Consider the following 12,937-nt stretch of genomic DNA (forward strand, 5'->3'; position numbering starts at 1 on the left):
CAAAACACCACCGACCGGTACCGGCCCACCCCGAATGAGACCCGACCCGCGCGCAAGCGGCACAAGGCCCACGTCGGAACAGCCGCCCCAGTAGGGAACGCACCCCCCACAGGCGGCGCACCCGAACAGGAACTGGTCGGACGGCATCCCATCACGGGATGACTCTTAGGTCTCCAGCGCGTCCAGCGCCCCCAGCTGTTCCATCAACCCCAGCCGGTCGTACTGCCACCAGCCCTCCACGATCTTCCCGTCGGCTCCGCACCGGAAGACGGTCGTACCGGTCATGGTGACATCCTTGCCCGTGGGCGGGATTCCGAGGAACTCGCCGGTGTGCCGGGCGTTCCAGGTCCACCGGGTGCACACCTGCTCGCCTGCGGCGATCTGGTCCTCGATGGTGAACGCGAAGTCGAAGCCGTCCCGCCACATCCGTATCTCACGGCGCATCGCGTCCATGCCGAGGGTGTCCTGCTCGTTGGCGGGATCGTGGTCGTGGTAGTGCTCGGTGAGCAGCCCGTCCAGTGGCGGCAGGTCGCCCTTGGTCGCGATGACCTCGAAGAACCGCCGTACGGTGGCCGCGTACAGCTGCTCGTCCTGCACCACGTCCAGATCCGTGAAGGTGGGCATCCCGTCGCAGAGGGCGGTCATGTCACGGAAGATCTGATCGGTCTCCGGAAGGCGGGAGGTCCGCATCGCGTACTCGTACGAGGGGAACTCCACGATCTCCACGAAGTGCGAGGCGTCGGACCTGTCCTTGCCGATCAGACTGTGTCTCGCGCTCCGCTTCCCGCCGGTCTGCTCGAGCCATGTGTCCACGAGCTGGTTCATCTCGTCGAACCGGCTGGTCTTGCAGTCGATGAGCTGCACAAATGTCATGACGCCGCCTCCGGCCCCCCTGGGTCCGGCAGATACGCCCAGTTTCCCACCCGAGGGGCGGCGTCACCCGTCCTGCCGCGACCCGTACCCGGGCCGCCCGCTGTGCCGACGGGGCACTACTGCGGTCCGTACTTGCGTCCCGTCCGCGAGCTGATCCCGCCCAGCAGCGCGCGCGGCGTCACCTTCACCACGCTCATCAGCGCCTTGTACCGGGGGTCGGGGATGGAGACCGTCCTGCCCCGGGCCAGGTCCGCGAGGGCGGTGGTGACCACATTGTCCGCGTGCAGCCACATCCAGCCCGGGATGTTGTCCGTGCCCATTCCGGCGCGCTCGTGGAACTCTGTACGGACGAATCCCGGGCACAGTGCCATCAGCCGTACGCCCGACCCGGCCAGATCACGCGCCGCGCCCTGGGTGAACTGCACGACCCACGCCTTGGACGCGCCGTACGTGCCGCGCGGGACGAACGCCGCCACCGAGGCCACATTGACGACCCCGCCGCGGCCGCGGGTGCGCATCGACTCCGCCGCCGCGCTCGTCAGCCGCAGCACCGCCTCGCAGTGCACCTTGAGCATCCGCAACTCGTCCGCCATCGGCACTTCGAGATAACGGCCCTTGTTGCCGAAGCCCGCGTTGTTCACGAGCAGGTCGACGGGGTTCTTGAGATCGGACAGACGCGTGGCCACCGCCTCGATGCCCTCGTCGGTGGCCAGGTCGGCGGTCAGCACCTTCGCCTCGATGCCGTGCCGGTCGTGCAACTCGGTCGCCTGTTCCCCCAGTCGCTTGGTGTCGCGTGCCACCAGGACGAGGTCATGGCCGTCGGCGGCCAGCCGCCGTGCGAACGCGGCGCCGATGCCCGCGGTCGAACCCGTAATCAGAGCCGTTGTCATGGGCCAACGATAGTGACCCGGAACGACCGAGTCCGCCTCCCGGACCGGGCATCGCCAAGGCTCCGCGGCCCGCCTTCGCGAGCCAGGGCTACTTCTCCGCGGGGTGCTTCAGGGCGTACTGACGTGCAGCGACCACGACCTCCGTGTGCAGCGCGTCACCCGCCGTCAGCAGCCGGGGCAGGAGATGCCGTTCCGTGGTGGACGCACGGAACTGGAGGGCCACCGTCACATCGTGATCGGGGCGGTGCACGATCGTGACGGGGTCTCCGCCCCGGATCTCACCCGGTTCGATCACGCGCAGGTACGCGCCGGGCGCTCCTTGGTGCGTGAACCGCTTGACCCAGCCGCGCTCGCCCAGATGTGCCTGGAAGGTGCGGCACGGTATACGCCCGGAGGTGACCTCCAGGACCAGGTCGGACCCGATGCGCCAGCGCTCGCCGATGCGCGCGCCGGACACGTCGAGGCCCACCGTGGTGAGGTTCTCGCCGAAGGAGCCGCTCGGCAGCGCGCGGCCCAGCTCGCGCTCCCAGGCGTCCAGGTCCTCGCGTGCGAACGCGTACACCGCCTGGTCGTCGCCGCCGTGGTGCCGCAGATCGCATACCGCGTCCCCCGCCACCCCGCTCGCGCCGGTCCCCTTGGGTCCGGGCGCGGCCACCCGCACCGGTCCGTCCACCGGCCGCTTGTCGATGCCGGTGAGTCCCTCCGCCTGGTCGGTGTAGTCGACGGCTACGGGCCGGCCCACGTTCAGTGACAGAAGCTTCATGCCGGCACGGTAGGCGACCGAAGGTCAAAGCAGCGACGCAATATTCGTCACGGTACCCAAGATTCGCTTATGCTCACGACGTGATCGAGGCCCGACATCTCCGTGTGCTGCGCGCCGTCGCCGCCACCGGCTCCTTCTCGGCGGCCGGCCGCGAACTGGGCTGCACCCAGCCCGCGGTCAGCCAGCAGATGAAGGCGCTCGAGGCGTCGGTCGGTACGCCGCTGCTGGTCCGCACCGGCCGCGAGATGCGCCTGACCCAGGCCGGTGAGGCGCTGGTGCGGCATGCGGCCGGCGTCCTCGCGGGGCTGACCGCCGCAGAGGAGGAGGTCGCCGCCATCGCCGGTCTGCGGGCCGGCCGTGTCCGCCTCGTCTCCTTCCCGAGCGGCAGCTCCACATTGGTCCCCACCGCTCTCGCCGCACTGCGCGCCGCGCACCCCGGCACACGGGTCTCCCTCGAGGAGGCCGAACCGCCGGAGTCGGTGGAGAAGCTGCGTGCGGGGGACTGCGACATCGCCCTCGCGTTCCGCTACGAAGGGGCGGCCGGCGCCGAGGAGTGGGACGACCTGGTGGTCCGTCCCCTGCTCGTCGACCGGCTCGTCGGCCTCGTCCCCGCCGCGCACCGGCTGGCCGGCGCGGAGTCGGTGGCCATCGGCGAGCTCGCCGGGGAGTCCTGGATCGCGGGGTGCCCGCGCTGCCGGGGTCAGCTGGTGGAGGCGTGCGAGAGCGCGGGCTTCACGCCCCGTATCGACTTCGCGACGGACGACTATCCGGCGGTGGTGGGCCTGGTCGGCGCCGGTCTCGGCGTGGCGGTGCTGCCGCAGCTCGCCATCGAGTCCGTACGGCCGAGGAGTGCCCGCCCGGTCACGCTGGAGCCTGCGGTGCGGCGGGAGATCGTCGCACTCACCCTGCCCGACCTGGCGCATGTGCCGGCGGTGGAAGCGACGCTGGAAGAACTGGCGCGAGCGGCCGCGCGATAGGTCACCGGAGCCCGATCTTGGGCGGTTCTACCGGCCCGAACCCCCTGGCTTCTGCCGACCCCCGAAGCCGTCCCCCTGTTCACACCCCCGAGCGACCCTCTGTGGTGTGCTGCCCACCCCAAAAAGGGCACACACATGCGTGCCCGTGGTGAAGAAACGTTCCTTCAGTTGTTCGAGGCGGCGCTGCCCCCGCTACTCGTGGACGCGGGTACCAGCCGGTTCCGTGCTCGTCCCATGAGCTCTTCTCGTTCGTCCTCGGTCAGTCCGCCCCACACGCCGTACGGCTCGCGCACCGCCAGTGCGTGGGCCGCGCACTCCGCGCGTACGGGGCACCTCATACAGACCTCTTTGGCCGAGTTCTCGCGAGCGCTCCGGGCCGCGCCGCGTTCGCCCTCCGGATGGAAGAAGAGCGAGCTGTCGACCCCACGGCAGGCCGCATGGAGCTGCCAGTCCCACAGATCCGCGTTCGGACCGGGAAGGCGGGAGAAATCTGCCATTGCGTGTCCCCTTGTTGCCGTTCTAGGCGGATATCTGAGTCTTTGACCGTACAGCGACGATCTTAGGAGATGAAAATATGACTCATTGCGAATCTAGCTCCAGACACCAGCAAACGGGAAGAAAAGCGGCTAAATGGGGCATAGGTTGTGATGAAAGTTCGAGAGCCCGCCGCGCATGTATGCACTGTGTCCGGACCCTCACGTACAGTGCCCAAGATGGCTTGCTGCACCGTAACTCTTTCGAGTGACCATCGTTGAGAGTGCGGAGGCGGTTGAAAGAACAAGCGCTCGGGCAGGCGTCCGAGGGCGTCGACCGCACAGGTGACGATTCGTACCAGCCTGGAGGCTTAAGGTGACGCGCATCAGCTGCGGAGGGCGGTCATGACATCCGTCCTCGTCTGCGACGACTCCCCGCTTGCCCGAGAGGCGCTCCGCCGCGCGGTGGCGACCGTGCCCGGTGTCGAGCGCGTGACGACGGCGGCCAACGGCGAGGAAGTCCTCCGCCGCTGGGGGGCCGACCGTTCGGACCTGATTCTGATGGACGTACGCATGCCCGGTCTGGGCGGCGTCGAGACCGTACGGCGCCTGCTGTCCGCCGACCCCGGTGCGCGCATCATCATGCTCACCGTCGCCGAGGACCTCGACGGTGTCGCGCTCGCGGTGGCCGCCGGCGCCCGCGGCTATCTGCACAAGGACGCCTCGCGCGCCGAACTGCGGGCGACCGTCACGCAGGCCCTCGCCGACCCGACCTGGCGGCTCGCCCCGCGGCGGCTGCGCTCGGCCGAGATGGGTGCCGCGCCCACGCTCACCGCGCGCGAGATCCAGGTCCTCGAGGGCATGAGCCACGGCCGCTCCAACGCGGAGATCGGCCGTGAGCTGTTCCTCTCCGAGGACACCGTGAAGACGCACGCCCGGCGGCTGTTCAAGAAGCTCGGCGCCTCCGACCGCGCGCACGCCGTGGCGCTCGGCTTCCGGTGGGGCCTGGTCCGCTAAGTGGGTCGTCGCGGGGCTACGCGGATCCCCGCCTACCGCACGGTGGGCGGGGTTGGCAACGGGGCCCGCCGGGTGCCCGCTGCTCGTTTCGCCGCGGATGCCGCATCCTTGGAGGTGTGGAGTTCCTCGGGGACGAGTCGATCGAGCGGAAGGGGAGGGCGCAGGAGATGAGTTCCGGCGCACCTGCTCATAACGCTTCGGTGCACAACTATGGACGCGGTGCCACGGACCGGACTACGCCAAGGCACCATGGACCGATGCGCGACGACGAGACAACGGTGATCGGTGCGCTCGTCCATCGTGCCGTCGACGGCGACGAGCAGGCGACCCATGACCTGCTCGCCCGCGTTCACCCGTTGGCGTTGCGCTACTGCCGTACCCGTCTGTCCCGACTGCCTGGCGACGCCCGGCACTTCGTCGAGGACCTGGCGCAGGAGGTCTGCGTCGCCGTCCTCCTCGCCCTGCCGCGCTACAAGGACACCGGGCGGCCCTTCGAGGCGTTCGTCTTCGCGATCGCCGCGCACAAGGTCGCGGATCTGCAGCGCGCGGCGATGCGGCACCCCGGCTCGACGGCGGTCCCGTCGGACGAGATGCCGGAGCGCCCGGACGACTCCCTGGGGCCCGAGGAGCGGGCGCTGCTCAGCAGCGATGCCGAATGGGCCAAGAAACTCCTGGCCAACCTCCCGGAGAACCAGCGAGAGCTGCTGCTGCTCCGGATCGCGGTGGGCTTGACCGCGGAGGAAACGGGTCAGATGTTGGGAATGTCACCGGGCGCGGTCAGGGTGGCCCAGCACCGGGCCCTGAGCAGACTGCGGGCGCTCGCGGAGCAGTAGGCGCGTCCTGCCGCCGGCCGGGGCGATCAGCGGCGTCGGCGCGTTCGCGCGCTGCCGTCCCGGTGGTTCCGGGTTCCGTGCCCGCGCCGGGCCGGCCACGGCGACTCGTCCACCGGCCCTCATATGAACAGGCGGAACCTCCTTTTCGTACGAACACATGAAGCCGGGGGGCATCGCAAACTGTGGAATGAGACGCCCGTGCTTCCCGTTAGCATGGACATCCGCACCGATCAAGGCCATTTGGGGAAGGTGTCATGACTGCCAACGTCGACGGAGTGCCCGAGAAATTCGCGACACTCGGGCTGACCTACGACGACGTGCTGCTGCTGCCGGGCGCGTCCGACATGGCGCCCGACGAGATCGACACCACCTCGTACGTCTCCAAGAACGTCCGGGTCAACATCCCGCTTCTGTCCGCCGCCATGGACAAGGTGACCGAGTCGCGCATGGCGATCGCGATGGCCCGCCAGGGTGGCGTCGGCGTACTGCACCGCAACCTGTCGATAGAGGACCAGGCCAACCAGGTCGACCTGGTCAAGCGCTCCGAGTCCGGCATGGTGGCCAATCCGATCACCATCCACCCGGACGCCACGCTCGCCGAGGCGGACGCCCTGTGCGGCAAGTTCCGCATCAGCGGTGTCCCGGTCACCGACGGCGCCGGCAAGCTGCTCGGCATCGTCACCAACCGCGACATGGCCTTCGAGAACGACCGCTCCCGCCAGGTGCACGAGGTCATGACCCCGATGCCCCTGGTCACCGGCCACGTCGGCATCTCCGGCACCGAGGCGATGCAGCTGCTGCGCCGCCACAAGATCGAGAAGCTTCCGCTGGTCGACGAGGCGGGCATTCTCAAGGGTCTGATCACGGTCAAGGACTTCGTGAAGGCCGAGCAGTACCCGAACGCCGCGAAGGACGCCGAGGGCCGTCTCATCGTCGGCGCCGCGGTGGGCGTCGCGGGCGACTCGTTCGAGCGCGCCCAGGCCCTGATCGAGGCGGGCGCCGACTTCATCGTCGTCGACACCGCGCACGGCCACTCCCGGCTGGTCGGCGACATGGTCGCCAAGATCAAGTCGAACTTCTCGGGCGTCGACATCATCGGCGGCAACATCGCCACCCGCGAGGGCGCCCAGGCGCTCATCGACGCCGGCGTCGACGGCATCAAGGTCGGTGTCGGCCCGGGCTCCATCTGCACGACCCGCGTGGTCGCCGGCATCGGCGTACCCCAGGTGACCGCCATCTACGAGGCGTCGCTCGCCGCCCGGGAGGCCGGTATCCCGGTCATCGGCGACGGCGGTCTGCAGTACTCGGGTGACATCGCGAAGGCCCTGGTCGCGGGCGCCGACACGGTGATGCTTGGCTCGCTGCTCGCGGGCTGCGAGGAGTCGCCGGGCGAACTGCTCTTCATCAACGGCAAGCAGTTCAAGTCCTACCGCGGCATGGGCTCCCTCGGCGCCATGCAGTCCCGTGGCGACCGCAAGTCCTTCTCCAAGGACCGCTACTTCCAGGAGCGCATCGCCTCCGACGACGAGCTGATCCCCGAGGGCATCGAGGGCCAGGTGCCCTACCGCGGCCCGCTCGCCTCGGTCGTCCACCAGCTGGTCGGCGGTCTGCGCCAGTCCATGTTCTACGTCGGCGGCAGGACGGTCCCCGAGCTCCAGGCGAAGGGCCAGTTCGTCCGGATCACGTCCGCGGGCCTGAAGGAGAGCCACCCGCACGACATCCAGATGACGGTCGAGGCGCCGAACTACAGCGGGAAGTGATCCACGCGCGCGTGAACCGCGCGGAAAGCTCGTCCAAGGGCGGTCCCGGAGGTTCCGGGGCCGCCCTCGACGTGCGTCCGGGCGCCCCCCGGCACAGCGGTCGGCGATACTGGAAGACGCTGAAACGCATCAGGGAAAGGCCACAGACGTGACTGAGATCGAGATCGGGCGCGGCAAGCGCGGCCGCCGGGCGTACGCCTTCGACGACATCGCCGTCGTCCCCAGCCGCCGTACGCGGGACCCGAAGGAGGTCTCGATCGCCTGGCAGATCGACGCCTACCGCTTCGAGCTGCCCTTCCTGGCCGCCCCCATGGACTCGGTCGTCTCGCCGGCCACCGCCATCCGCATCGGCGAGCTCGGCGGCCTCGGCGTGCTGAACCTCGAGGGTCTGTGGACGCGGTACGAGGACCCGCAGCCGCTCCTCGACGAGATCGCCGGGCTGCCCGCCGAAGCCGCGACCCGCCGCCTCCAGGAGGTCTACGCGGCCCCCATCAAGGAGGAACTGATCGGGCAGCGCATCAAGGAGGTGCGCGACTCGGGCGTTGTCACCGCGGCCGCACTCTCCCCGCAGCGCACGGCCCAGTTCTCCAAGGCCGTCGTGGACGCGGGCGTGGACATCTTCGTCATCCGCGGCACCACGGTGTCGGCGGAGCACGTCTCCCACTCGCACGAGCCGCTGAACCTGAAGCAGTTCATCTACGAGCTCGACGTCCCGGTCATCGTCGGCGGCTGCGCCACCTACACCGCCGCCCTGCACCTGATGCGCACCGGCGCGGCCGGCGTGCTGGTCGGCTTCGGCGGCGGCGCCGCGCACACCACGCGCAATGTGCTGGGCATTCAGGTCCCGATGGCCACGGCGGTCGCGGACGTCGCGGCGGCCCGCCGCGACTACATGGACGAGTCCGGCGGCAGGTACGTACACGTGATCGCGGACGGCGGCGTCGGCTGGTCCGGCGACCTGCCGAAGGCGATCGCCTGCGGCGCCGACGCCGTGATGATGGGCTCCCCTCTCGCCCGCGCCACGGACGCGCCAGGCAGGGGCCACCACTGGGGCATGGAGGCCGTCAACGACGAACTCCCGCGGGGCATGAAGGTCGACCTCGGCACGGTCGGCACGATCGAGGAGGTCCTCACGGGCCCCTCGCACACTCCGGACGGTTCGATGAACTTCTTCGGCGCCCTGCGTCGCGCGATGGCCACCACCGGCTACAGCGAGCTGAAGGAGTTCCAGCGGGTCGAGGTGACGGTGGCGGACTCGCAGCACCGGCGGTGATGTGACGCTGCGCGCGGCTTGAGCGGACGAAGGGGCCCGTTCACCCCGATGGGTGAACGGGCCCCTTCGTGTGTCCAAGTGCCCAGGTAGGGGCGCTCTTTGCGATACGAGGGCGCACGGTTGCCTTCGGGGTGAATGCGCGTCGGACGGCCGTTGCGAGCCGATAGTGTCCGTGTCCGGCGACCTCGTTCTCTGGGGCGCCCCCTTCCAAGGACAAGGTTCCGGACCCCGGCCGTCGGAGCCCGGCCCGAACTCCGATGGACCGTCCACCGGGTACTGGGCGGTGTCATGGAAGGGGGCGTGCCCATGGGCCGTCACCGCAAGCCCACCCGCTGGGATCGGATCCGTCTGGGGACGGTGAAGTGCCGGAGGAGGTGGATCTTGCGGATGTGTCGGATGGTGAGCGGTCACCCCTAGAGAGAATAGGGGTGGACACTCCGCTCATCGTTCAGGAGCGTCTCTGATTGGCTTAGCGAGCCTGAGCGTTGCTCAGCCTTGGGAGCCAATCGCCTTCGTGCCCTGGTACTGAACGACCGGAGCCGCCAGCCCGCGTGGCACGTCCCTCCGGACGCTGGTCGACCGGGCCGCAAGACCCGACCGAGGAGGGTGCCCGACGTCGCCTGAGCGCCAGGCATGCGCGTCACACTCTGCCACAGGCTCACTACGCTTCGCTAATCCAACTGATGAGCCTGCCGCAGTACCCGCTGCGGTGGGCTCCACCTGCTCGTACGGTAGCGGCGCGGCCGCCCCGTACGCCCCCGGCCCCGGAGGCCAGGCCGTCCCATGCGCCCCCTTCACAACCTGTGCGCCGCCCCAGTAGGCGTGGCGCCCCGTGTGTCCAGCAGCAGCTGCGCCTTCACCGACAGGCCCTGCAGGTCGTACGTGCGGTGGTGCTGGAGCAGGATCGTCAGGTCGGCGCCCGCAGCCGCCTCGTAGAGGGAGTCCGCGCGCGGGATCGGGCGGTCGAGGACGCTCCACGCGGGGACGTGCGGGTCGTGGTAGCTGACGGACGCCCCCAGTTGCATCAGACGCAGCGCGATCTCGTGCGCGGGTGAGCCCTGCTGGTCGGCGACTTCCGGCTTGTAGGTGACGCCCAGCAGCAGGACGCGGGCGCCGCGGGCCGACTTGCCGTGCTCGTTCAGGAGGGTCGCGGCACGCTGGACGACGTACCGGGGCATGTTGCCGTTCACCTGCTCAGCCAGTTCGACCATGCGGAGGCTGCGCCCGGTCAGGCCCGCCAGGTCCTGGGGGACGGCGTGGCCGCCGACACCCGGGCCGGGACGGAAGGCCTGGAAGCCGAACGGCTTGGTCTCCGCGCAGCGGACGACGTCCCAGAGGTCGACGCCCAAGTCGTGGCACAGGACCGCCATTTCGTTGACCAGGGCGATGTTGACCTGTCGGTAGTTCGTCTCCAGGACCTGTACGGTCTCCGCCTCGCGGGGTCCACGCGCGCGTACCACCTTGTCGGTGAGGCGCCCGTAGAAGGTGGCCGCGGACTCGGTGCAGGCCGGGGTGAGGCCGCCGATGACCTTGGGGGTGTTGGCGGCGGCGAAGGCGCGGTTGCCGGGGTCGACGCGGCTGGGCGAGTAGGCGAGGTGGAAATCGCGGCCCGCGCGCAGACCGGATCGTTCTTCCAGGAGGGGGCGCAGGAAATTCTCCGTCGTGCCGGGGGGCACCGGTGACTCCAGGATCACGGTGGTGTGCGGGCGCAGCCGTTCGGCGAGGATGAGGGCGGCGGCCTTGACCTGGGTGAGGTCGAGCGCGCCGTCGGCCCCGCGCGGGACGGGGGCGCAGATGACGGCGGTGCGGACGCGGCCGAGTTCGGCGGGGTTGGTGGTGGGCCGGAAGCCCCGGGCGAGCATCCGGCGCAGTTCGGCGGCGGTGAGGGGACCGGCCTCGGGTCCCGTCCGGTACCCGAGGGTCGAGACGCCGGCCGCGACGGCGGCCTGGGCCAGGGGCAGGCCGAGATGACCGAGTCCGATGACGGCGAGATCTGCGGGCATGGAGTGGGCCGTCCTTCCCAGTAGCCGAAGCGGGACAGGTGCGCAAGTTCTGTGGACAGAAAGAGCGAGCGCAATGTCACACTAGGAGTAAATATGACCTACTTGCGGGATTGATTGGGCGAATTTCCGCGAGTGTTGTCCACAGGCTGCGAGTGCGTGGTGGCCGAAGTCGGGCATCCCGGTCAGACTTTGGGAATAGGGGAGACGAACCGGGCTTCGCCGGAAAGGTGTGGCCAGCGCGACTGACCGGGAGGCAGCGGTGAGGACAGGGACACTGGGACCGGCGCAGCGCGCCGAATCACTGGCGGCGATGACCGAGCGCGAGCTGGACGTGCTGGTGGTGGGCGGAGGCGTGGTCGGCGCGGGCACCGCGCTGGACGCGGCGACCCGTGGTCTGTCCACGGGCCTGGTGGAGGCCCGTGACTGGGCGTCCGGCACCTCCAGCAGGTCCAGCAAGCTGATACACGGCGGTCTGCGCTATCTGGAGATGCTCGACTTCGCGCTCGTCCGCGAGGCACTGAAGGAGCGGGGGCTGCTGCTGGAGCGTCTGGCACCGCACCTCGTGAAGCCGGTGCCCTTCCTGTATCCGCTGCAGCACAAGGGCTGGGAGCGGCTGTACGCGGGCTCGGGCGTCGCGCTCTACGACGCCATGTCGATGGCCCGCAGCCACGGCCGTGGACTTCCCGTGCACCGTCATTTGACCCACCGTCATGCCCTGCGCATCGCTCCCTGCCTGAAGAAGGACGCGCTGGTCGGTGCATTGCAGTATTACGACGCGCAGATGGACGACGCCCGCTATGTGGCCAACTTGGTGCGCACGGCCGCGTGGTACGGCGCGAAGGTCGCCAACCGCGCCCGGGTGACGGGCTTCCTGCGCGAGGGCGAGCGTGTCGTCGGCGCCCGGGTGCAGGACGTGGAGGGCGGCGGGGACTACGAGATCCGCGCCCAGCAGATCGTCAACGCCACCGGGCCGTGGACCGACGACACCCAGGCGATGGTGGGCGAGCGGGGCCAGTTCCACGTCCGGGCGTCCAAGGGCATCCACCTGGTCGTGCCGAAGGACCGGATCCACTCGTCGACGGGCCTGATCCTGCGGACCGAGAAGTCCGTCCTCTTCGTCATCCCGTGGGGTCGGCACTGGATCATCGGGACGACCGACACCGAATGGAACCTCGACAAGGCGCACCCCGCCGCCTCCAGCGCGGACATCGACTACCTGCTGGAGCACGTGAACTCGGTCCTCGCCGTGCCCCTCTCGCGCGACGACGTCGAGGGCGTGTACGCGGGCCTGAGGCCCCTGCTCGCCGGGGAGTCCGACGCCACCAGCAAGCTGTCCCGTGAGCACATAGTGGCGCATGCGGCGCCCGGTCTCGTGGTCGTGGCGGGCGGCAAGTACACGACGTACCGGGTGATGGCCAAGGACGCCGTCGACGAGGTGGTGCACGGCCTCGACCGGCGGGTCGCCGAGTGTGTCACCGAGGACGTGCCGCTGCTGGGCGCCGAGGGATACCGGGCGCTGTGGAACGCGCGGGCGCGCATAGCGGCCCGCACCGGGCTGCACGTGGTGCGGGTGGAACACCTGCTGAACCGCTACGGGTCGTTGGCGGAGGAGGTGCTCGACCTGATCGTGGGCGACCCTTCGCTCGGCGAACCGCTCCGGGCGGCCGACGACTACCTGCGGGCCGAGGTCGTCTACGCGGCCTCGCACGAGGGCGCGCGGCACCTGGACGACGCGCTGACCCGGCGGACGCGCATCTCGATCGAGACGTTCGACCGCGGCACGCGCAGCGCCCGGGAGGCGGCCGAGTTGATGGCGCCGGTGCTCGGCTGGGACGCGGACCAGATCGAGCGCGAGGTCGAGCACTACGAGAAGCGGGTGCAGGCGGAGCGGGAGTCGCAGCGCCAGCCCGACGATCTGACCGCGGATGCGGCGAGGCTGGGCGCGCCGGACATAGTGCCGCTCTAAGAGTCATCACGTAATGCTGTGATGCCCGTCCGGTGTCTGTGCGGAGCTGGCGCGGCTGGGCGGCGCTTGTCCGTGCAGCCGGCTGTTTCGACGTGGGCCTTGTACCGCA

The 12,937-nt window shown here is 69.8% G+C and carries 11 protein-coding genes; 6 read left to right on the plus strand and 5 right to left on the minus strand.

Annotated elements, in window-relative coordinates; all coding sequences use genetic code 11:
* Window positions 1-165: 165 nt before the first annotated feature.
* From ACWDA7_RS43755 to ACWDA7_RS43765, 3 genes are all read right to left on the minus strand, one after another.
* Window positions 166-873 carry an ester cyclase gene (locus ACWDA7_RS43755; protein WP_450612573.1) on the minus strand — a complete coding sequence of 236 codons (708 nt, stop codon included), beginning with the start codon at window positions 871-873 and terminating at the stop codon, window positions 166-168.
* A 116-nt stretch (window positions 874-989) separates the two neighbouring features.
* Window positions 990-1,763, minus strand: coding sequence for an SDR family NAD(P)-dependent oxidoreductase (locus tag ACWDA7_RS43760; protein WP_450612574.1), 774 nt, complete (start codon window positions 1,761-1,763; stop codon window positions 990-992).
* 88 nt (window positions 1,764-1,851) lie between these two features.
* On the minus strand, window positions 1,852-2,526 hold the full coding sequence (locus ACWDA7_RS43765) for an MOSC domain-containing protein (RefSeq protein WP_450612576.1): 675 nt from the start codon (window positions 2,524-2,526) through the stop codon (window positions 1,852-1,854).
* An 80-nt stretch (window positions 2,527-2,606) separates the two neighbouring features.
* On the opposite strand from ACWDA7_RS43765, the gene ACWDA7_RS43770 reads away from it, so the two are divergent.
* Window positions 2,607-3,503 carry a LysR family transcriptional regulator gene (locus tag ACWDA7_RS43770; protein WP_450612578.1) on the plus strand — a complete coding sequence of 299 codons (897 nt, stop codon included), beginning with the start codon at window positions 2,607-2,609 and terminating at the stop codon, window positions 3,501-3,503.
* Between the two features lie 164 nt (window positions 3,504-3,667).
* Here the strand turns inward: ACWDA7_RS43770 and ACWDA7_RS43775 are convergent, their stop codons facing one another.
* Window positions 3,668-4,000 (minus strand): WhiB family transcriptional regulator, encoded by a 333-nt coding sequence (locus ACWDA7_RS43775; protein WP_310765088.1) that lies wholly within the window; start codon window positions 3,998-4,000, stop codon window positions 3,668-3,670.
* A gap of 381 nt (window positions 4,001-4,381) precedes the next feature.
* On the opposite strand from ACWDA7_RS43775, the gene ACWDA7_RS43780 reads away from it, so the two are divergent.
* The 4 genes from ACWDA7_RS43780 to ACWDA7_RS43795 all read left to right on the plus strand — a co-directional run bounded on the left by ACWDA7_RS43780 (window position 4,382) and on the right by ACWDA7_RS43795 (window position 8,859).
* Complete coding sequence (locus ACWDA7_RS43780; RefSeq protein ID WP_003948568.1) at window positions 4,382-4,993, plus strand: response regulator transcription factor; 612 nt, start codon at window positions 4,382-4,384, stop codon at window positions 4,991-4,993.
* A gap of 257 nt (window positions 4,994-5,250) precedes the next feature.
* Window positions 5,251-5,826: a sigma-70 family RNA polymerase sigma factor gene (locus ACWDA7_RS43785; RefSeq protein WP_030571403.1), complete on the plus strand. Its 576-nt coding sequence runs from the start codon at window positions 5,251-5,253 to the stop codon at window positions 5,824-5,826.
* Between the two features lie 254 nt (window positions 5,827-6,080).
* Window positions 6,081-7,586: an IMP dehydrogenase gene (guaB, locus tag ACWDA7_RS43790; protein ID WP_450612581.1), complete on the plus strand. Its 1,506-nt coding sequence runs from the start codon at window positions 6,081-6,083 to the stop codon at window positions 7,584-7,586.
* A gap of 148 nt (window positions 7,587-7,734) precedes the next feature.
* Entirely contained in the window at window positions 7,735-8,859 is a 1,125-nt protein-coding gene (locus ACWDA7_RS43795; RefSeq protein WP_450612583.1) for a GuaB3 family IMP dehydrogenase-related protein, read from the plus strand.
* Window positions 8,860-9,653: 794 nt separating this feature from the next.
* Here ACWDA7_RS43795 and ACWDA7_RS43800 read toward each other — a convergent pair.
* Window positions 9,654-10,862, minus strand: coding sequence for a nucleotide sugar dehydrogenase (locus ACWDA7_RS43800; protein ID WP_450612585.1), 1,209 nt, complete (start codon window positions 10,860-10,862; stop codon window positions 9,654-9,656).
* A gap of 259 nt (window positions 10,863-11,121) precedes the next feature.
* Between ACWDA7_RS43800 and ACWDA7_RS43805 the strand changes: the two genes are divergently transcribed.
* Window positions 11,122-12,828 (plus strand): glycerol-3-phosphate dehydrogenase/oxidase, encoded by a 1,707-nt coding sequence (locus ACWDA7_RS43805; RefSeq protein ID WP_450612587.1) that lies wholly within the window; start codon window positions 11,122-11,124, stop codon window positions 12,826-12,828.
* Window positions 12,829-12,937 lie beyond the last annotated feature (109 nt).

The organism is Streptomyces sp. NPDC001156 (assembly GCF_053598275.1).

Bases quoted from the DNA above. Each gene is read 5' to 3' on its own strand.
- ACWDA7_RS43755 (WP_450612573.1), bottom strand. From the start codon at position 873: ATGACATTTGTGCAGCTCATCGACTGCAAGACCAGCCGGTTCGACGAG.
- ACWDA7_RS43760 (WP_450612574.1), bottom strand. From the start codon at position 1,763: ATGACAACGGCTCTGATTACGGGTTCGACCGCGGGCATCGGCGCCGCG.
- ACWDA7_RS43765 (WP_450612576.1), bottom strand. From the start codon at position 2,526: ATGAAGCTTCTGTCACTGAACGTGGGCCGGCCCGTAGCCGTCGACTAC.
- ACWDA7_RS43775 (WP_310765088.1), bottom strand. From the start codon at position 4,000: ATGGCAGATTTCTCCCGCCTTCCCGGTCCGAACGCGGATCTGTGGGAC.
- ACWDA7_RS43780 (WP_003948568.1), top strand. From the start codon at position 4,382: ATGACATCCGTCCTCGTCTGCGACGACTCCCCGCTTGCCCGAGAGGCG.
- ACWDA7_RS43785 (WP_030571403.1), top strand. From the start codon at position 5,251: ATGCGCGACGACGAGACAACGGTGATCGGTGCGCTCGTCCATCGTGCC.
- guaB (WP_450612581.1), top strand. From the start codon at position 6,081: ATGACTGCCAACGTCGACGGAGTGCCCGAGAAATTCGCGACACTCGGG.
- ACWDA7_RS43800 (WP_450612585.1), bottom strand. From the start codon at position 10,862: ATGCCCGCAGATCTCGCCGTCATCGGACTCGGTCATCTCGGCCTGCCC.